Genomic DNA, 18,305 nt, shown 5'->3' with positions numbered 1-18,305 from the left:
GTTACATTAATACGCCCTCCTGCGCTCTGATAGGCTCAGGCCGGTGGGCTTCTTCCAGATACTCCAGCACTTCTATTTCTAAATTCCGGGTGATGGCGGTGATTGGTACGTCCAGAATTAACCCTTCAAACGGATTTTCGCTGTAATCGCCGATCATTTCCATTTGTAAAAACACCCACGACAGCAGTACCGAAAAAGGAACCGTGAGCCAGTTGTTTATTTTTTGCATTTCACTGAGCAGGCCCAGGGGCAGCAGTGCCACAAACACCAGCACAAACAGGTACGCATAGTTGGCATACTGGCGCGGAATCGGAAAGGTCTTGATCCGTTCGTTTTTGCCCTGATGCTCATACAACCGGGTTATGTGGTTCTGTAACTCAAACAACCTGAAATCGTCAATCAGGTTTGCTTCCCGAAGGTCTTTAAGAGCCTGCGATTGGTTTTGCAGAATTTTCGACGCCTGATTACCTGCCCGTTCCAGCCCAGCTACCTCGTTGGCGGGCAGGTAACGGGCTATATCCTGCGCCAGGTCGGTGCTGATCTGAAACTGTTGCTGAAACCGTTGCCGGTACTGATTATTAACGGCCCGATTATGCTCCCAGTCCATTCGTTTGTGCCGCAAAAAATGGTGGTGGGCATACAGCCAGGCAATATGCCGGTGTAGTATCGATTGCTTACGGGTAGTTTCTGTAGTTGGCAGGTAGGTAGCCAACAGCGCCATAAACGCCCGGGTATCGTTGGTAATAGATCCCCAATTTTTGCGGGCTTCGTTCTGCCGCTCATTCGAGGCATTGTTCTTGAACCCGAGATAAAACGAAACCGCAATACCCAGCAGCGAAATGGGCAGAAATGGAATCGCCAGCCACGGGTAAGGCAAAAAGGTATACCCTGCTACAACCACAATGGCCCAAACCGTTGCCCCCAGTAGCGGCAGCACCGAAAATTGGGCGATAATCCTGACCGGAAGATTTTTAGTTAACACCGGCCAGTTGGTTTAGGTATTCCAGATAGAGGTGTCCGCGTCGTTCGGCAAAAAAATCAAGGCTTAGGACAATGCCCGCCTGCATAAATAGGCCCAGGCCTAGCCCTCGCCAGAAGGTATCGTTCAGGGTGCTGTACATGAGTACAATACCCAGTAGGATCAGGGCGATTTCCATGTATCGGAACACCACAAAGTTGCGCATCACCACCTGCATTCTGGGTATTTCGTCGGTTTTGATTTTGAGTGGCTGTTGGCTAATCCAGGCTTCTACCCGCACAATGTCTTTTGGGCTGCGGGTGACTATGGTATAACCGACAATTAACTCCAGAAGAGCCACCGTGACAAAGGGCACGGCTACGCCTTTCCAAAACGTTGTCTTGAGCGCAAAAACGAAGTAGAAGGCAAGAGCCAAAGCCAGTACCCCGGCGATGATGAACAGGTAGCTTTCGGCTTTTTCGCCAGTGAAATATTTGATAACCGGATTCATATTGTTCTGATTTTGGGTACTTGGGTAGGATATGTTAAGAGGTTAGCCTGTCGTCGGGATGACACAAACACCTGTTTCAAAAGCTTCTGTTTAATTCTGCTCGATTAAAGGCCAAACTGTGCTTTTATGCCACCAATAAACGTAGCGTCGTCGGCTTGCCGACGGCTATCGAGCAAGAGTCGTGCATCCTCACCGGCGGTGTAGCGGAGCTGGTCCTTCCCATCGGTGGCTGCGGTGTAAATCACGTCGGCAACCACTCGGGCGGGCGAAGCGTTAGCCATCACGCCCGACATGACCCCCATAAAACGGGCAATCAGTGGCTGGTACTCCGACAACGATTCGTCATTGCTGAAATCAAACGAACGCCCACCAAAGTCGGTGGCAATAGAGCCGGGTTCGATTAGTTTTACCTGACCTCCAAATTGCGCGACTTCGTAATGGAGAGACTCGGAGATGCCCTCAACGGCAAATTTGGTTCCGTGGTAAAGCGCACCCAGCGGAAAGGTCATTTTGCCACCTATCGATGAGATGTTGATGAGGATGCCGCTCCGGTTTTGCCGAAAGTGCGGAAGCAGCGCGCGGGTCATATCTAACAACCCAATTACGTTGGTGTTGAACTGCCGTTGAATTTTGTCTCGTGAGAACGATTCCAACGGCCCGTAGGCACCGTACCCCGCATTGTTGACCAGCACGTCGATGGTGCCGAACGTCTGGATTCCTTCGGCTACAGCCCGTTCAATAGAGGCCAAATCGAGCACATCAAGCTGGCTAACCAGCACATTCTCTAATTGGGTCAATTCGGTTTCGTTGGCGGGGTTACGCATGGTAGCGATTACCTGCCAGCCCTGAGACTGAAATAATTTGGCGGTTTCTTTCCCTATGCCACTGCTGGCACCCGTAATGAAGATGGTTTTTTTGCCCATGATTTTGATTGTCAAAATGATAAGGCAAAGTTGCCCGTACAGATTGGCTGTCGGGTAATACAAATTCGGGCTATTTGTATACTTTATACGGTTGTTGGCGGGGATGACGTATCCGTGTCAGGCATTCGGACAATTTACGCGGTTATAGCCTCCACAATCGCTCGTTCTACAGGATACAGCTCTTGTGCGGGCCGAAAGACGTTCCAGTCGGTGCGGGGGTGTAGCGGGGGCTGTGCCATAAACTTGGGCTCGGTGCCGTGATGATCCTGAGCGGCATGAATCGCGAACGGGTGGAGCAAATAGACCGTACCAGCGGGCCCCGTTGCGTGGACCTCAGGGTGGTCTGGTAGGTCAGCTAATTGGTGAGCCAGTTCTATGAACGAAAGGCCTTGTTCGCCAACCGGTTGCAGGATTTTGGCTACGTCGCGGTGCGAGCCAACCCGCACACGGGTGGGGGCATCGCGCTCGGTCACGTCCGAGAACAGAAACAGCATGAGTAGGGCCCGACCCCGTGAGTGTACGTTGATTCGCCAGTTGAAATAATCGGTTGGGTCGTCGCCCGGAAAGCTCGCATCCACGTGCCAGCCCGTGTCACCAGCCAGCTCCCGACTTGGAAACCGGATCGGAAACGAGCCCAGACTCGTCCGGGGTAACCACCGTTCGGGGCCAATCAACTGATCGAACGCCCGGTGCAGAATGGGTGTGTTGGCGGCCCTCTGAAACGGCTCTCCGGTCATTTCTCCAATCCGAAACACAGGCTGAGTCCAGGTTGTGGAATCGTGAGGGTCAAAAGGAGTTGCCTGCCATAAAAGATCGCGGCACTGCCGGGCTGTTTCGGTAGAAAACGCGCCCTCAATCTTCACAAACCCATCCTGAACGAATTGGGCAATCTGGTCGGCTGAGAGCTCTTTCATAACGTTTGTGAGGAGTGACTTAACAAAGTTCTGAATGAAATAGGCGATAACCCAAACAGGCAGCCGTTAAATCGGGCGTATTCATTCGTTTTTGTGGACTATTGACTTCTTGTGTAAGTCCTTATGAGCCGAGTAAGTCAATGATTTTGTCGGCCTCCCGTAGCCCACTCAGGTAGGCCCCGTGAACGGTTGAGAAATAGTCGACCTCGGTATGCTCGCCCGCAAAAAACAGTCGGTCGTTTACGGCTTCGGCGAGGTCTTCAAAATGCCGCATCTCGGTCCCAACGGCGGTGTACGAGTAAGACCCAAACGAATTTGAGTTCGTTTGCCAGCGGGTGCGCAACAGCTGGGTTGGGTTCGGAACACCCGTGCCGTACATATCGCGTAGGTGAGCCATGATTTCGCCCACAACCTGAGCGTCGGTCATGCTTTCAGTTTGCCGGGCATACCTGGCGTAGGCAAACGTCATCAGGCTGTTAGCTGCCGGACGAAACGTGTTCAGATTCAGAAAATAGTTGAATTTGTCCCGGATTTCGGGCGTGTACGACAAGTACTGCACATTGTCCCAGAAAGCCGTGTTCCAGGTCAGCAGAAACTTATTCACGCAGTTCATGCCTATGTTCTGAATGGCGTTTTGCTTTTGAGCAGGTAGCGCGGGTGTGAATTGAATCGTGTTCGCTTTCAGAACGCCCAACGGCACGGTTACGAGCACGTAATCGCCGGAGGTTACGGTGCTGTTGTGGGTCACGCTCACCTTCTTGGCCGAATAGTCAATTTTGGTTACCCGCTGGTTTAGCTGAATCGACAATCCTTTGGCCAGATACGTAGCCAATGTGTCGTAGCCATTGGTGACGATATGGTCGACACCGCCAAACTCTTCGCCTTCATCATATAGCAGCGACGAAAGGGTATCCAGGTCGCCACAGTCGAACGTGAGGTACGTGGAAAGCAAAAATTTCCAAAGGCGGTCGTTGGCGTAGGCGGGGTACAGTCGGTTAAAAACCGTTTCGAAGCCTTGGGTAGCATTCCCGCGCTTCATCAGCGAACCCAATATCTCGTAAAATGCATCTTCGGCCTTATCGTACGCAGCCGTTGTTCGGGAAGTACCGCCCAGGTCGTACGATTTTCGGTTCTCGTCGCGGGTATGAAATGTGGTCATACCGGCCTGTTGCGCAAGTGCTGTAATCGGGTTTCCGGTAATGCCGTGAATCCAGCTGGCCCCCTCATCGAAGGCGATGCCGGTGCTTCGGTTGGTGCGCAAACGTCCACCCACTTTTTCCTGCGCTTCCAGCACGATAACCGTAAACCCCTTTTCCTGTAGTTTCTTAGCCGCAGCCAGACCTGATATGCCAGCGCCTATAACAATAACAGTTTTACCGTTGGGCGAAATGGCCTCGTCCTGCTGACAGGAGCTTGCCAGCAGGGAAGAGGTCCATAAAATGGGTAATCCGGTTAAGGTATTCTGGATAAATTGGCGTCTATGCATCGTTTTTAAGCCCGGTTATTCTTTAGCCCGGTTGCTGACCCTATTAGCTTCTGAGAATCTTCGCCATCGCTTTGCCCTTCGCTAATTCATCAATCAGCTTATCCAGATAGCGAACCTGTTGCACGAGTTTATCTTCGATGTCTTCTATCCGATGTCCACAGATCACCCCCGTAATTTTCGACGCGTTGGCGTTCAGGCTCGGTGCTTCGGCGAAGAAAGTTTCAAAATCGCTTTTCCTGTCGATTTGCGCTTGCAGTGCATCAGCGTCATAACCGGTGAGCCAGCAGATGATTGTGTCGACCTCGGCCTTGGTACGTCCCTTTCGTTCCGCCTTTTGAATGTACAACGGGTAGACGCTGGAAAACAGCATTCGGTAAATTCGTGAATGATTCATGGTATTTGTCGTAACGCGTACAAAGGCTTTGTTCGGACTGTACTATACGCCATCTACTCGTCGTGCTCCGATTCGGCTTTGCCGGTGGGTACGGTGGCCTGATTACCCTCTGCTCTGATTTCAGTATGCCGAATTTCGCCACCTGTAGTGCCGGTCTCTTTACCGAAAAACAGCACCACGGCCGCAAAAATCAACGTGCCTATGCTGACCGGGGTTGACAGGGCGCTTTTCTTGAAGCTTGCCCATAAACCAAGCAGTGAGAGCCCGCCCAGAATAGCCGTCAGGATAGCAAATGTCTTGGCGACTTCTTCGTGTTTCTCAATGTATTCTTCACTGACGCCGTTGATGTGTTCGACCACTTCTTCGGCCCCTTCGCCACTGTTCATGGCCGCAATGGCGGTCAGGGAGCCAATAATGAATAAGAGATAGGCAGTACGTTTAACCGGTTCAGATTTAGAAATCAGAGCCGTCACCAGAACGATACTACCTGCGATAGGGAAAATGATGGGTAGGTGGTTGACCACTAAATGAAAATGGGCTGCATTCATTGTTTTGATGGGCTTGTTTTAAACGTTAACACCGAAAATATAACCAACCAGCGCTGAGAGACCCATAGCGAGAGTCCCCCAAATCACGATCCGAAGTATGGCTTTGCTGATGCTTGAGCCACCTGTTTTGGCAGAAACGGCACCGAGTATGATGAGTGAGATAATCGTGAATCCGTACAGGAAATAAACCATGTTGGCAACGGGCGCGAAAAGTATGACCAGCAAGGGAAGAAGGCCCCCCACTGTAAAGGCGGCCCCTGATGCAAAGGCCGCTTGGGTGGGTTTGGCCTGACTTACTTCATTGATTCCCAGCTCGTCGCGGATGTGGGCGGCCAGGGCGTCGGTTTCGGTTAACTCTTTGGCTACCTGCAGGGCTGTTTCCGGTTTGAGCCCGCGTTTCTCGTAGATTTTTGCCAGAATGTTTAGCTCAACCTCGGGCATTTCTTTTAGCTCCTGCTTTTCCCGTTCAATATCAGCGTACTCAATATCGGTTTGTGAACTGACCGAGACATATTCACCAGCGGCCATCGACAACGCACCGGCTACAAGACCCGCTACGGTTGCCAGCAGGATTGGATCGCGGGTTGTACTGGCTGTGGCCACCCCAATAGCGAGGCTGGAAATAGAAATAATCCCGTCGTTTGCCCCCAGAACAGCCGCCCTCAGCCAATTGCTTCGGTGGATGTAATGCTTGTCCAGATAATTGTCGATTGTTATCATGTTGGCTCGGCTCATACTGAAATTTCAAGGCATGCAGCCTGCATGCCCCACATAGGGCGCCAAGTTAAGAAATTATTTAAGTAGTCCTCCGGGAGTAATTAGATGATCTAAAGCCGGACGTTTGGAGGCCTACGAAATCCGGCTCCAGTTGTTGTCTTTGCGGTTTTTGAGCCGGTCCAGATGGTTGCGGATCGGCGTGTGCTGGGGCAGCACAAGGTGCGGGTCGAGGTCCAGAATCTGCTGCGCCGACTCGCGGGCGGCCGTCAGCACAGCCCCGTCTTTCGCGAGGTCGGCAATCATCAGGTCCATGATGCCGCTTTGGGCCGTACCGGTTAGGTCACCGGGGCCGCGCAATTGCAGGTCCACGTCGGCAATTTCAAAGCCGTTGTTGGTGCGAACCATGGTCTCGAGCCGGGTGCGGGTGTCGGTGCTGAGTTTGTAGCCGGTCATCAGGATACAGTACGACTGATCAGCTCCCCGGCCTACACGCCCGCGCAACTGATGTAGCTGCGAAAGGCCAAATCGCTCGGCGCTCTCAATCACCATCACACTCGCGTTGGGTACGTTTACGCCTACTTCGATGACGGTAGTGGCTACCAGAATCTGCGTTTCGCGTTTCAGGAACCGCTGCATCTCGTCGTCTTTCTCGTAGGGCAGCATTTTGCCGTGCAGCATACCCACCTCGTACTTAGGCCGTGGAAACGCTCGCTGAATACTCTCGAACCCGTCCATCAGGTCTTTGTAATCCAGTTTCTCCGACTCCTCAATGAGCGGGTACACCACATACACCTGCCGCCCTTTTTCGAGTTCGGTGCGCATGAAGCCAAACACCTCGGCGCGGTGCTTGTCGTACTTATGGACGGTCTTGATGGGTTTACGGCCGGCGGGCAACTCGTCGATGATTGAGAGGTCGAGGTTGCCGTAGAGAGTCATGGCGAGCGTGCGCGGAATAGGCGTGGCCGTCATGACCAGAATATGGGGCGGCACCACCGGGTTTTTGGCCCACATTTTGGCCCGTTGCGCTACCCCAAACCGGTGCTGCTCGTCGATGATGCACAGGCCGAGGTTACGGAACTGAACGGCATCTTCGAGCAGGGCGTGCGTCCCGATCAGAATATGCATTTTGCCCGACTGTAATTCTTCGTGCAGCACCACCCGCTTCTTCTTGTTCGTGGAGCCCGTCAGAATGCCGATCTTGAGGCCCATTGCTTCGGCAAAATCTTTCAGGCCATTGTAGTGCTGATCGGCCAGAATTTCCGTCGGGGCCATCATGCAGGCCTGCGCTCCGTTGGCAATGGCGAGCAGCATCGAGATAAACGCCACGATGGTTTTGCCGCTGCCCACATCACCCTGCAAAAGCCGGTTCATCTGCTTGCCCGTGTTGCAGTCAGTGTAAATTTCACGGAGTACGCGCTGTTGTGCTCCCGTGAGCGGAAACGGCAGCAAGTGCTCGTAAAAGTGTTTGAGGAGGCTGGTGTTTTTGAAAATTGCGCCCGGGAACTCTTCTTTCTGAAGGAGTTTGTTTGAAATGAGCCGCAACTGGTTATAAAACAGCTCTTCGAATTTAAGCCGACGCATGGCCTGCTTAAGCCATGCCTGATTTTGCGGGATATGAATATTCCAGAGGGCCTCGGCCTTGCTGATGAGCCGGTATTTTTCAATTAGTTCGGCGGGTAGGGTCTCGTGGATGTGTTGCCACGAGCTTTCGAGCAACGACCGCACCGCCCGCGAAATCACCTTGCTGTCGAGTTTGCGCTTGCGGAGCTTATCGGTCAGGTTATACACGGGTTGCATACCCGTTTCGAGCTCCATAGCCGGCCCTACCGGGTCGAGTTCGGGGTGCACAATGCTGTATCGCCCGTTGAAACCCTGCGGTTTGCCGTAAGCCACGTATTCGCCATTGGGGCGCAGCGATTTTTCGAGCCAGGTAAGCCCCTGAAACCAAACCAGCTGCATGGTGCCGGTACCGTCGGTAAAGTTGGCGATGATCCGTTTTTTGCTACCCTCGCCCTCCACAACCCAGTCGCGCAACCGCCCCCGAATCTGGGCCGAAGGGAGGCTTTCGTCCAGTTCGTTGATGGTGTAAAAGCGCGTACGGTCGTCGTACCGGAAGGGGTAATACTGAATCAGGTCGCCATAGGTGAAGATGCTCAATTCGGTATTGAGCAGTTCGGCCCGTTGCGGTCCCAACCCCTTGAGGTATTCGATTTTGGTATCAAAAAAAGACTTCTGCTCGGTCATGGTGTCAGGGCTAAAGCCCCTTGTGGTTATAACACAGAGATGTCCAGAGAAAACGCAGAGTTACGCAGAGTTTTCTCTAGGCTTTCTACCTATTTCTCTGTGCAACTCCTTGGACCTCTGTGCATCTCTGCGTCATAGTATTAATAAGGCTTACAGCTCGTCATAGATTTAAAAACGCCTTCAGCCTTACCCTCAGCGGTTCAGAAAATAATCCCGAAATTCGGCCATTTCAGTCTCTTCGTTCGCTACATATTTTTCAAATATCGTATCGCCCACCTGCTTTTTCAAGGCCGAAATCCCTACATCGATCAACCGCAGACCCTGTTCAGTGAGCAGAATATTGTCGAACGCCAAACCGCCCAGATTAGATGGCGGTTTGAGGTCACGATGCACAAATCCCGCCCGGTGCAGGCCCCGCAGCTCGTCTTCAAACACATCGAGCCAAAGCTCCCGAACCTCCACCTCGTAAGCCCGGAAATCAATCGGCCGGATGCGTTCCATAACCGCCGGGCGGCCCCGAAGCATTTCAGCTTCCAGCGCGTCGTTATAATCCAGTCGGATAAACTTCACGACCAGGTCATTGATCGTATTGGCAAAACGCATTTTCTCAGCCTCTGACCCTATATCAGAACGAGTATCACTCGTGTAGAGTTTGGCCACTTCGGTTTCCGATAGAACGATTACCGTATTGTTGGTGCCAGAAGAGAGCCGACGGGCATATTTCATTTCCGATAATCCAGCGCGGGTTTGCGGTTGCCGAGCAGGGCCTCGTAGTTGAAGTCAGTTCCGCCCCGGGCTTCCAGCCATTCCTGCCGGGCTTTTTGCAAAAGGGCCGGGTTTTGGTACAGCTCCATGGCCGTCAGTGCGAGGGTTTTAGCCGCTACCATCATGCCTTTGGTGCCAATGCCGGTAGCCCCAGCGGCTACGGCCTGCCAGCTATGGGCCGCCGTGCCCGGTACCCACGTGGCAGCACTCATGCCTACGGTGGGCACGGCCCAGCTAACATCGCCAACATCGGTTGAACCGCCACTCAGCGGGTCATTACTGATACCCGCAAAAGGAGCTACGGTGGCCGCTTCGCCCGGTTTTCGGATCGAGCCAAAAGCTGCACCGAAGCTCTCACTCAGCTTTTCGGCAAACTGCGTTTCCTCGGGTGAGTAGGTTACACCCCCCACTTTGCTCAGGTTCTGATACATCACCCGCGCCAGCGATTCTACCGGCAACAGGTCGAACACCCCCCCGATAATTTCGACTTCCATTTTGGTTTCGGTACCCAAAGCAGCCCCTTCGGCCGCCTTCATAATTCGGGCCCAGACCTGCTTCAGTGTGTTGCGGTTTTTATGGCGGCAATAGTAATAAACTTCGGCATAGTCAGGTACAACGTTGGGTGCCTCACCTCCGCGTGTGATCACGTAATGCACCCGCGTATCCGACGGAATATGTTCGCGCATCATGTTGACCATGTAGTTCATCGACTCCACAGCGTCGAGCGCCGAGCGACCCCGGTCGGGTGCGGCCGATGCGTGGGCCGAAACGCCCCGGAACCGGAATTTGGCCGTGATGTTGGCGAGCGAGGTGGACGGGTCAGCGCTATTGCGGTCAGCGGGGTGCCAGTGCAGCACGGCGTCGACGTCATTGAACAGACCGGCTCGCACCATGTACACTTTGCCGGAGCCACCCTCTTCGGCCGGTGTGCCGTAGAGTCGGATAGTGCCTTTCTGGCCGGTTTGCTGCATCCATTGTTTCACGGCTACCGCAGCCGCCACGGAGCCCGTGCCAAACAGGTGATGCCCGCAGGCATGACCGGCGCGCTTACCCTCAATGGGCTTGCGCTCGGGAACGGCATCCTGATTAATACCGGGTAGGGCGTCGTACTCGGCCAGAATCCCGATCACGGGTTTTCCGCTACCGTATGTAGCCACAAAAGCGGTCGGGATTTCGGCTACACCGGGCGTAATTGCAAAGCCCTGTTTACGAAGCTCGTCCTGCAACAGAGCCGAGCTTTTGGTTTCCTGATAGCCCACTTCGGCCCAGTCCCAGATTTGCCGGGCCAGGGTGCCGTAGTGCGATGTTTGGGTTTCTAAACCGGATAAAACGGTCTGTTGTTGTTTAGTCAGGGTGGGGGGTGTTTGCGCCAGCACCGATAAGCTGGCTACCGACAAAGCAACTAGTGTGTGTAAACTGTAGCGCATTGTGTTGGGGTTAACGAGCGAACATCTCTGCTCAAATTTAACCAATTTTGTGGCATGATTCTGCTGGTAGTGCCCTTTCTGTGGGTTGATGGACTAACGCTCTGGCCGTTCGTACTGGTACGCCGACCCAACCCCCGGCCGGTGTTGATCAACCATGAACGCATCCATTTGCGGCAACAGCTGGAGCTGGGTCTTGTGGTGTTTTACCTCTGGTATTTGTTCGAGTACCTCTACCGGCTGTTTCAGTACGGCGATCATTACACAGCCTACCGAAACATCAGCTTTGAGCGCGAAGCCTTTGCCAACGATCAGAACCTCAAGTACCTGACTTCCCGCCGACTGTTCGGGTTTTGGCGATATGTACGGCTGGGCGAATGGCAAAAAAGGCGTTCCTGACAAAAAAATGTCCCCGTCGGCTCGCGGCCAACGGGGAACACAGACTACATACCTATGATTGGTGGGTGTGGATAATGATTTTTACAGCCCCGAGCCGTCGGCTTTGCCTCGGTTAACGGCGTAGCTGCCAATATTTTTGCCGCAAATCAGGCCCGTTTCACAGTCGGACCGGAAGTGAATCAGGCCGTAAATCCGCGAAACCGAAGCCTCCGTTGCTTTGTCCATGAATTCCTGCGACCGTTCGGGGAAGATGTAGCTCAACACCGTGGCCGCTGCCCCCGAAAACGTAGAGTGCCCCGACGTGTACGAGGGGAAGTTGGGTAAACCTACCGACGTTTTTACGCCAAATTGCTGCGGGCGGGGTGTGTAGTAGTAGAACTTGGTCTCCCAGCAACATACCCCCGCATCCTGTAGGGTAGTGCCCAGCAGGGCGAGTGTCCGGGCCATCCGAACCTCACTGTACCGGGCTTCGTGGGCCGCGTTGGCTGCAATCCGGTGCCAGTGCCCCGGTGGCGTGTAGCTACCAGCTCCATCGGCCCAGAAGTTAGCAATGCGTGCCTGCTCGCGGGTTTGGGTTTTCTGTATGGTTTTCAGCTCATCCAGCTCTTTGTCAAACTGAGCGGTGCCGGGTAGGGGTGCGGGGCCGGGCCGTAGTTTCACGAGCGTAGCCCGGTCGAAGTTCCAGGTAGATACGGCTCCGTAGTTTGGGAGCATTGGTGGCCGAATAGGTGACTCCTGACTCAACCAGATTTGGGTTTGGCCCCGGCCCTGAGCGGCTTCAATCATGCCTGCCGTGAGGCTTTGGTTGTTGGCGGCACTCATACCGTCGGTGCGGGCACGGCCCATCACCAGCGCAGCCACCTGCGTACCCAGACTGCTACCGGCGGTCAGGTCGCTTTCTACGTTCATACCGGCCCATTGGCGGCTAGCTGCATGTTCGGCTACTTTGGCGTCGATGAAAGCCACCTCGCCCGGAAACATGGCTTTGAGCACCACAGCTGATGCAGCAGCCACTACCGCATCTTCTGACGGGTAGCTGGGTAGGCTCGAAACGGGCAACGCGACCCGGATACCCGCGTCAACTTTCGATGGGGCTACGCGCTTGTAAAGGTATTTGTAGTGCCACGTAGCCACCAGTGCGTCGTACTGTGCCACACTCAGGTAAGCCAGGGCGCGAGCGGTGTAAGGTGGGTTGGCAAACGGGAACCGGGGGTCGGCATTGGGGTTAGCCGGGTCGGGGACGGGGTACGTGCCGGCCGCGTTTGAAGCCGGTGGCAGGTTGTATTTGGCGGCCAGTTCGCGGGCAATTTCGTTCCAGCGGTACACGGCACCCGCTCCCCAATACACCACAGCCTCTTGCTGGGCGCGGGTCAACTCGGCCGATTTGGCTTTGAGCGAACTCAGTTCGGCTGCATACGCCGACGAGGTGGTAGCAACCGGGGCCGCTACTGTTACGGCCGTGGGTGTACTCAGGATGTAGGGTTTCCAGGTACCGGCCTTGTCGTCGAGGGTAGCGGGGGTATAGCCCACCCGTAGGGGTTCTTCAATGGTTTTATCGCAGCTGGTCAGCAAGGCCGATGAGGTGGCCGCAACGAAGCTTACGAGGAGAAATTTGTATATCGATTTCATGGTAAAATAAAAGTTGAGCCGAGCGGGTAAGCCGATTAGCATACGCCCGGCAATGCGCGATTACAAACCGCCAATCTGATACAACAAGCCTACCGTGTAGCTGGTAGCCTGACCCATGTTACGCCCGTTCACTACGTAACCAACGCGGGCGTTGACACCAATATGGCGGGGCTGTAGCTTGCCGTACCAACCGACCGTGGTGGCCTGCATGTTGTTGGTCGGGAACGGCATGTCATTCCGGCGAATATCGTCGCCACTCAGGTTGGCCATCCGCTCGGCAAACACCTCGGTTTGCCATTTCTGGCGCAACACACCTACCCGAACGGCGGCATCGTACCCGTTCGGCACTTGTACCTCGTTGGTCTGGTGTAGTCGTTCGTTGGCATAATACGAATCCCGGTCGACCCGGATGTTGCTCCGCCAGTTGTACGAGCCTTGGGCCGTCAGGTAAAGACCCGTGCGGGGGTGGGTATAGTTAACCAGCAGACGGCTTGTAACCGTGCGGGCGCCCAGCCCAATCGACATGGGCAGAAAATCGGGCACGTACCGGCTTGCGGGCAATGAGCCCCCTACAACCCCGTGCAGGGACAACCCCTTGTGTTCGGCCAGCCGAATCTTTAGCCAACCCGACAGGTCCTGAAAACCGCGCTGCCCCATTAGGTTGCCGGCTGATGTTTTGGTCCAGACATAGGGGAGGCTCAGAATTAGGTTCACCCGGTTCGAAAGCCCAATGGCGGGCATCAGCATGGCACTTTGGGTGGTGTGTGTACCGATGTTGAAGTTCGCGCGTTTGAGCGAGCCCTCCCAGTATTCGTTCCAGGTGCTCTGACCGTACATACCGGCAATACAAGCCGAGTTTTTGGGCATGTAAATGGCGTCGTGGGGCATTTGTGCCCAGGCCGGGAGCCCCGTTAGCAGGGCTCCGGCTACGACAAACAGACGTAGAATTTTCATGATGTTGGCTTAGAACCAGCGTGATACGTTAAACGAGATGAGGTAGTCGGCAAAGGCTGCGTCGCCGTGACGCACACCCAGCGGGTCGAGCCGGTCGGCATAGCTCTTGATGCGGTTACGCACCACGGCTACGGGCACCGTAAGCCCGGCCGAATAGTGGCCTTTCATGTAGGCCAGTCCGGGCTCTACCGACACAATGTAGCCGGGCCGCCGGAAACCGACGCTGCTACCGATGGCGTCGTGCGCGGGAACGCCTTCCACACGGCCGCCCAGCATGACCGAAAGACCCGGTACAAACCGCAGCGACTGACTCAGGCCAACGCGGGCCGCAAACTGATCGGCCACCGAAAACTCTCCCGTAACCAGATCAATGGTAGTCGCTTCGGGGCTGCGCACTACACCGTTGGTAGCGCGGGGATTGAACAGGTAAAACCCGTTGGCATATGCCGTGAGGCCACCCGTAAGCTGCGCATACCCTTGCAGTTCGACGTTGGCACCAACACCACCATCACCTAATTGAATGGACTGGTCCACGGGCTTCACAATCGTGTAATCGGCGCCTTCTTTGGTGCGCCGGTGAAACGAATCGGTCACGCGGAAGTTGCCCGTGGGAAGTTTTACCCCCAGACCAACGGCGAGGTTGGCCTTTGGCAGAGCCGCCGGGTTGACCACCCAGTAGCTTCCCGAAATGCGCAGGTCGCCGATACCCTGTGAGCCCGTATGGAAGCGCTTTTGCTCAGGGTTGGTGGCTACGGCATTTCCGTAGTGTTCGTATAGTGATGACCGGTCGTTGTATTGCACCGGCAGGTTGACCGAAATAGCCCAGCGGGGGTTGGGCATGTACGTAACGCCCAGATCGAGCGCGTGCGATACGTTGATCACCTGCGTGCCCTGCTCAACGCGCTGTTTTTGTTCTTCGGTACCCACAAAGTGTTTGTACGACCGGAAGAACCGGTAGCCGGCCGATACCTGCCAGGTGCCGGCCCGTTGTTTGAAGTATTCAGACGAGTTTGCACCAGTCGGCGCTGCGCAACTCATGTGACGAACGGCTACGCAGCCCTGTGCTGCCGCCGGGGTATAAGGAATCAGGCATAGAGCCAACAGCCCTATACATGGTATAGAAAATTTCATGATCTGAGAAAAATGAATGGACAATGAATCGTGCACAATGGGTAGTGCACAAGGCCAAACAGATAATGCACAAAGCCTGATGGGCAATGAAACGTGTGTAATGAATAGTGGCGACTAACCCTTAGGGTGGCCAGCTATTTCATTAAACATTGCTTATTACGCATTGTACATTACGCTATAGTCCCTCAGATTTCGGGCGGGGGGGAGAACACCGGCAGGGCGCGGTGCAGCAGCATAACGGGCGCTTCGGGAATCCGAATGTCCTGGCGCCAGTCGTATAGGAAGAAATGGAGAATGGTGCGGCTGTTGAGCGAATAGTCTTTCAGGAGGAGTTTGAGCCACCCACTCGACTTCCGGCTCGACTCCGACTGGGTGTTGATCGTATCTTTCAGGAACGAAAGCAGATCACGTTGCCAGAACGAAGCCTCTTTGTTTTCAAGGCCGCTGATAAACAAAATATTGTCACGAATCTCAACGCTCACCACATCGTAGTAGTGGTCGTGATAGGTAAAACCCTCGCGGGTGGCTTCGTGCAGGTCGGCGGGGTCGTGGGGGCCGTCGAGCGGAATCTGAAACTCCACCAGGCTATCCACCGATCGGTAAACCGTCAGGCGCTGGCTCAAGTCATGCTGATCCTGCCACCATGAGCCGATGGCGACAACAACGCCCCCCAGCGAATGGTACAGCAGCAAGAGCAGCAAAGAGAAGCCGAGCAACCGTTTCATGACTAATTTTTAAAACAAATCAATACAAAGCTAATAAAGTGAATTGGCAATACAATAGGATTTAGCCTATATTAATTATAGTCTAAGCTATTCCACTAATAAGGGGGTGTCAGTAACCAAACCCCCAGGTTCTCCAATGTGAAGTTGGTTGACCAGGTCACCTGTGCCAAATGCAGGTGGCGATGATCGCCCGCTTTGTTCCGAATCAAATCCTGATAATTGTACCCAAGCTCCAGTTTTCCGAGCTGATTACCAAAGTTATACCCAATGCCACCCGATATCCAGTTTTCGCCGTAAAACGCATTCTTTGAACTAACAGGGCTGTTTTTTGCGCCCGACAAACACAGGAATGCCTCGTTGGAAACCGATACAAACAGGCCTTGTTTCTGCTCTTTCGGATTGTACAAGGGGAGCGTAAACCCAACGTGGTACCGAAATAGCTGGGCGTACGACCACTGCTTTGTTTTCAGGTTCAGCGGATAACGCTCCTCGTAACGGAGTCGGTGAGTCAGGCGCCCCTTGCCAAGCGGTAAACTGCTTACTGCCTGAGCCCACACGCGATTTTCGTTTACATACAACCCGAAAAGGTGATGCCTAACGTGTGCAGAACCGATGCCAAGTTGTGTGTTGGGCGTCAGTTTGTAATGCAGACTGGGTTGTACGTAAAGCTGTAAGTCGCTGGTTGGGAAGTACTTGGTCTCGGTCGATTTGTGAAATGGATCGACCGTGGACGAGATAAAGGCGTTGTAATTCAGTCGTTTAGATACGTTGCCGGTTTGCGAGTATTGCGGAAACATTCCGAAATAAGTCCAGGTTTGGGCCTGTACTGATGCGTTGATGGCTAATAAGGCCGCAGCTGTGCGTAATACGTGTTTCATACACCAGAAAGATTTTCCTGGTGTCGTCAACAATAGTGCCAGAGAGAAGCAGGTCTATGCCGTTACAGATGCCTTGCGCGACAACGCCCACAGGCCGAGATACGTGAACAGCCCGTTGAGCAACAGACGCTCGAACCCAAACTTATAGCCCCCCAGCCAATCTGCCGAGTTGTTGTTAACAATAATGGTCAGGATGGGCGAGAGGATGCAGATAAACGGCACCAGATTGTCGCGCACGGGGCGCTTGGAAAACAAACCAAACGCGTACAGACCCAGCAATGGTCCGTAGGTGTACCCTGCCAGATCGAACACGGCCGTGATGACATCCTGACTATTGAGCTGATTGAAAATGACGATCACGATCCAGAACAGGACCGAAAACCCAATGTGTACGTAGTGCTTAATGCGGGCGCGTTCGGTTTCGGGCCGGTTCTCTACGTTCATGAAGTCGATACAGAACGAGGTTGTCAGGGCGGTCAGGGCTGAGTCGGAGCTGGCGTAGGTGGCCGCCGTGATGCCCAGCAGGAATGTGATCCCCACCACAGGCCCAAAGTGATTAAGGGCGAGCATCGGGTACAGGTCGTCGGTTTTAGCGGGTACCGAGATGCCTTTTTGGGTGGCGTAGATGTACAACAGGGCCCCCAGGCTCAGAAACAGGAAGTTAACAATGGTGAGCGTAATGGTGAACCAGAACATGTTTTTCTGGGCTTCGCCAATGTTTTTGCAGGTCAGGTTCTTCTGCATCAGGTCCTGATCGAGCCCGGTCATCACAATGGCAATAAACGCACCCGAGATAAACTGCTTCACAAAGTGGCGTGGGTCGTTGATGTTCTCGAAAAAGAAAATTTTGGAGTACGGGCTGCTCTGTACCGTGCTCACCATCTCGCCAAAGCTCAGGTTCAGCTCGTTGGTGATCAGGATAATGGTGAGTATCACCGCCGTCACCAGAAATGTGGTCTGAAGGGTGTCGGTTACAATAATGGTCTTAACCCCGCCCTTGAACGTGTACAGCCAGATGAGCAGAATTGTGATGGCGACCGACACTTCGAACGGAATGCCGAATGCGTTGAAGATAGCCAGTTGGAGCACCTGAGCGGCCACGTAGAGCCGTACCGCCGACCCCACGGTGCGGGCCAGCAGAAAGAATCCCGCCCCCGTTTTATACGACCAGAACCCAAATCGTTTTTCGAGGTATCCGTAAATCGAAATGAGGTTCATGCGGTAGTACAACGGCATGAGCACCGTGCCAATCACGTAGTACCCGACAATGTAGCCCAGTACCACCTGAAAGTAATTGAAGGCCTTAACTCCTTCAAAGCCTTTCTGTAAGGCCCCTACGGCACCCGGCACCGAGATAAACGTAACCCCCGACAGCGAGGTGCCAATCATGGCGAACGCTACCAGATACCAGGGGGATTGCCGGTTGGCCGTAAAAAAAGTATTGGTGTCGGCCCCGCGTGAGGTGTAGTACGACACCGCAATCAGCATGGCAAAATAGGCAATCAGAATGATGAGTGCGATGGTAGCATTCATGGAGGTAAAAGCAACTTTTTGTGCCCGAAGTGGGTTAATTTAGAGAAGGTTGACCCCTCAGAAATCGAGTGTTTTCTGCCGTGGACAGCTGTTAAATTCTCGTCTTTGGAGAGCCAAAATTGCGTAAATTTGTCCAAACAAAGTCGATTTTCAATCTACGAACTTAGTTCCT

General features: G+C 53.9%; 18 protein-coding genes. 1 reads left to right on the top strand and 17 read right to left on the bottom strand.

The features are described from left to right. Nucleotide 1: 1 nt before the first annotated feature. The 11 genes from F5984_RS10470 to F5984_RS10420 form a co-directional block, all read right to left on the bottom strand. Complete coding sequence (locus F5984_RS10470) at nucleotides 2–982, bottom strand: bestrophin family protein (RefSeq protein WP_152124199.1); 981 nt, start codon at nucleotides 980–982, stop codon at nucleotides 2–4. Continuing rightward, complete coding sequence (locus F5984_RS10465; protein WP_152124198.1) at nucleotides 972–1,469, bottom strand: hypothetical protein; 498 nt, start codon at nucleotides 1,467–1,469, stop codon at nucleotides 972–974. Before F5984_RS10465 ends, F5984_RS10470 begins: the two co-directional genes overlap by 11 nt. Nucleotides 1,470–1,573: 104 nt before the next feature. Beyond that, the gene (locus F5984_RS10460; RefSeq protein ID WP_152124197.1) at nucleotides 1,574–2,392 is read right to left on the bottom strand and encodes an SDR family oxidoreductase; all 819 of its coding nucleotides are present in this window, start codon (nucleotides 2,390–2,392) and stop codon (nucleotides 1,574–1,576) included. 134 nt (nucleotides 2,393–2,526) lie between these two features. Further along, nucleotides 2,527–3,306 carry a phytanoyl-CoA dioxygenase family protein gene (locus tag F5984_RS10455; RefSeq protein WP_152124196.1) on the bottom strand — a complete coding sequence of 260 codons (780 nt, stop codon included), beginning with the start codon at nucleotides 3,304–3,306 and terminating at the stop codon, nucleotides 2,527–2,529. Between the two features lie 121 nt (nucleotides 3,307–3,427). After that, nucleotides 3,428–4,792, bottom strand: coding sequence for a flavin monoamine oxidase family protein (locus F5984_RS10450; protein WP_152124195.1), 1,365 nt, complete (start codon nucleotides 4,790–4,792; stop codon nucleotides 3,428–3,430). 43 nt (nucleotides 4,793–4,835) lie between these two features. After that, nucleotides 4,836–5,162: a DUF2200 domain-containing protein gene (locus tag F5984_RS10445; protein ID WP_221412961.1), complete on the bottom strand. Its 327-nt coding sequence runs from the start codon at nucleotides 5,160–5,162 to the stop codon at nucleotides 4,836–4,838. A gap of 77 nt (nucleotides 5,163–5,239) precedes the next feature. After that, nucleotides 5,240–5,734, bottom strand: a complete 495-nt coding sequence (locus F5984_RS10440) for a hypothetical protein (protein ID WP_152124193.1) — start codon at nucleotides 5,732–5,734, stop codon at nucleotides 5,240–5,242. Between the two features lie 18 nt (nucleotides 5,735–5,752). After that, nucleotides 5,753–6,454: a VIT1/CCC1 transporter family protein gene (locus F5984_RS10435; RefSeq protein ID WP_152124192.1), complete on the bottom strand. Its 702-nt coding sequence runs from the start codon at nucleotides 6,452–6,454 to the stop codon at nucleotides 5,753–5,755. A gap of 129 nt (nucleotides 6,455–6,583) precedes the next feature. Beyond that, a complete protein-coding gene (recG, locus tag F5984_RS10430; protein ID WP_152124191.1) occupies nucleotides 6,584–8,695 on the bottom strand; it encodes an ATP-dependent DNA helicase RecG in 2,112 nt (703 codons plus the stop codon). Between the two features lie 192 nt (nucleotides 8,696–8,887). After that, complete coding sequence (locus tag F5984_RS10425) at nucleotides 8,888–9,421, bottom strand: protein kinase family protein (RefSeq protein ID WP_152124190.1); 534 nt, start codon at nucleotides 9,419–9,421, stop codon at nucleotides 8,888–8,890. Further along, complete coding sequence (locus F5984_RS10420) at nucleotides 9,418–10,887, bottom strand: amidohydrolase (protein ID WP_185155479.1); 1,470 nt, start codon at nucleotides 10,885–10,887, stop codon at nucleotides 9,418–9,420. Before F5984_RS10420 ends, F5984_RS10425 begins: the two co-directional genes overlap by 4 nt. 54 nt (nucleotides 10,888–10,941) lie before the next feature. On the opposite strand from F5984_RS10420, the gene F5984_RS10415 reads away from it, so the two are divergent. Further along, nucleotides 10,942–11,283 carry a hypothetical protein gene (locus F5984_RS10415; protein WP_152124189.1) on the top strand — a complete coding sequence of 114 codons (342 nt, stop codon included), beginning with the start codon at nucleotides 10,942–10,944 and terminating at the stop codon, nucleotides 11,281–11,283. Between the two features lie 81 nt (nucleotides 11,284–11,364). Here the strand turns inward: F5984_RS10415 and F5984_RS10410 are convergent, their stop codons facing one another. The 6 genes from F5984_RS10410 to F5984_RS10385 all read right to left on the bottom strand — a co-directional run bounded on the left by F5984_RS10410 (nucleotide 11,365) and on the right by F5984_RS10385 (nucleotide 18,133). Continuing rightward, complete coding sequence (locus tag F5984_RS10410; RefSeq protein ID WP_152124188.1) at nucleotides 11,365–12,912, bottom strand: phosphatase PAP2 family protein; 1,548 nt, start codon at nucleotides 12,910–12,912, stop codon at nucleotides 11,365–11,367. A 60-nt stretch (nucleotides 12,913–12,972) separates the two neighbouring features. After that, complete coding sequence (locus F5984_RS10405; protein WP_152124187.1) at nucleotides 12,973–13,866, bottom strand: hypothetical protein; 894 nt, start codon at nucleotides 13,864–13,866, stop codon at nucleotides 12,973–12,975. Between the two features lie 9 nt (nucleotides 13,867–13,875). Then, nucleotides 13,876–14,997 (bottom strand): TonB-dependent receptor, encoded by a 1,122-nt coding sequence (locus F5984_RS10400; RefSeq protein WP_185155478.1) that lies wholly within the window; start codon nucleotides 14,995–14,997, stop codon nucleotides 13,876–13,878. Between the two features lie 185 nt (nucleotides 14,998–15,182). Then, a complete protein-coding gene (locus tag F5984_RS10395) occupies nucleotides 15,183–15,722 on the bottom strand; it encodes a hypothetical protein (RefSeq protein ID WP_152124186.1) in 540 nt (179 codons plus the stop codon). Nucleotides 15,723–15,817: 95 nt separating this feature from the next. Next, a complete protein-coding gene (locus F5984_RS10390; protein ID WP_152124185.1) occupies nucleotides 15,818–16,600 on the bottom strand; it encodes a DUF2490 domain-containing protein in 783 nt (260 codons plus the stop codon). Nucleotides 16,601–16,654: 54 nt separating this feature from the next. Then, the gene (locus F5984_RS10385) at nucleotides 16,655–18,133 is read right to left on the bottom strand and encodes a sodium:solute symporter (RefSeq protein ID WP_152124184.1); all 1,479 of its coding nucleotides are present in this window, start codon (nucleotides 18,131–18,133) and stop codon (nucleotides 16,655–16,657) included. Nucleotides 18,134–18,305 lie beyond the last annotated feature (172 nt).

It is taken from the genome of Rudanella paleaurantiibacter, assembly GCF_009184635.1.
GTDB classification, from domain to species: domain Bacteria; phylum Bacteroidota; class Bacteroidia; order Cytophagales; family Spirosomataceae; genus Rudanella; species Rudanella paleaurantiibacter.
This window is presented reverse-complemented; position numbering and strand designations above follow the sequence as displayed.

Excerpts from the sequence above, each read along its gene's own strand:
- F5984_RS10465 (WP_152124198.1), bottom strand. The coding sequence starts at position 1,469 with ATGAATCCGGTTATCAAATATTTCACTGGCGAAAAAGCCGAAAGCTAC.
- F5984_RS10460 (WP_152124197.1), bottom strand. The coding sequence starts at position 2,392 with ATGGGCAAAAAAACCATCTTCATTACGGGTGCCAGCAGTGGCATAGGG.
- F5984_RS10455 (WP_152124196.1), bottom strand. The coding sequence starts at position 3,306 with ATGAAAGAGCTCTCAGCCGACCAGATTGCCCAATTCGTTCAGGATGGG.
- F5984_RS10450 (WP_152124195.1), bottom strand. The coding sequence starts at position 4,792 with ATGCATAGACGCCAATTTATCCAGAATACCTTAACCGGATTACCCATT.
- F5984_RS10445 (WP_221412961.1), bottom strand. The coding sequence starts at position 5,162 with ATGCTGTTTTCCAGCGTCTACCCGTTGTACATTCAAAAGGCGGAACGA.
- F5984_RS10440 (WP_152124193.1), bottom strand. The coding sequence starts at position 5,734 with ATGAATGCAGCCCATTTTCATTTAGTGGTCAACCACCTACCCATCATT.
- F5984_RS10435 (WP_152124192.1), bottom strand. The coding sequence starts at position 6,454 with ATGATAACAATCGACAATTATCTGGACAAGCATTACATCCACCGAAGC.
- recG (WP_152124191.1), bottom strand. The coding sequence starts at position 8,695 with ATGACCGAGCAGAAGTCTTTTTTTGATACCAAAATCGAATACCTCAAG.
- F5984_RS10425 (WP_152124190.1), bottom strand. The coding sequence starts at position 9,421 with ATGAAATATGCCCGTCGGCTCTCTTCTGGCACCAACAATACGGTAATC.
- F5984_RS10420 (WP_185155479.1), bottom strand. The coding sequence starts at position 10,887 with ATGCGCTACAGTTTACACACACTAGTTGCTTTGTCGGTAGCCAGCTTA.
- F5984_RS10415 (WP_152124189.1), top strand. The coding sequence starts at position 10,942 with ATGATTCTGCTGGTAGTGCCCTTTCTGTGGGTTGATGGACTAACGCTC.
- F5984_RS10410 (WP_152124188.1), bottom strand. The coding sequence starts at position 12,912 with ATGAAATCGATATACAAATTTCTCCTCGTAAGCTTCGTTGCGGCCACC.
- F5984_RS10405 (WP_152124187.1), bottom strand. The coding sequence starts at position 13,866 with ATGAAAATTCTACGTCTGTTTGTCGTAGCCGGAGCCCTGCTAACGGGG.
- F5984_RS10400 (WP_185155478.1), bottom strand. The coding sequence starts at position 14,997 with ATGAAATTTTCTATACCATGTATAGGGCTGTTGGCTCTATGCCTGATT.
- F5984_RS10395 (WP_152124186.1), bottom strand. The coding sequence starts at position 15,722 with ATGAAACGGTTGCTCGGCTTCTCTTTGCTGCTCTTGCTGCTGTACCAT.
- F5984_RS10390 (WP_152124185.1), bottom strand. The coding sequence starts at position 16,600 with ATGAAACACGTATTACGCACAGCTGCGGCCTTATTAGCCATCAACGCA.
- F5984_RS10385 (WP_152124184.1), bottom strand. The coding sequence starts at position 18,133 with ATGAATGCTACCATCGCACTCATCATTCTGATTGCCTATTTTGCCATG.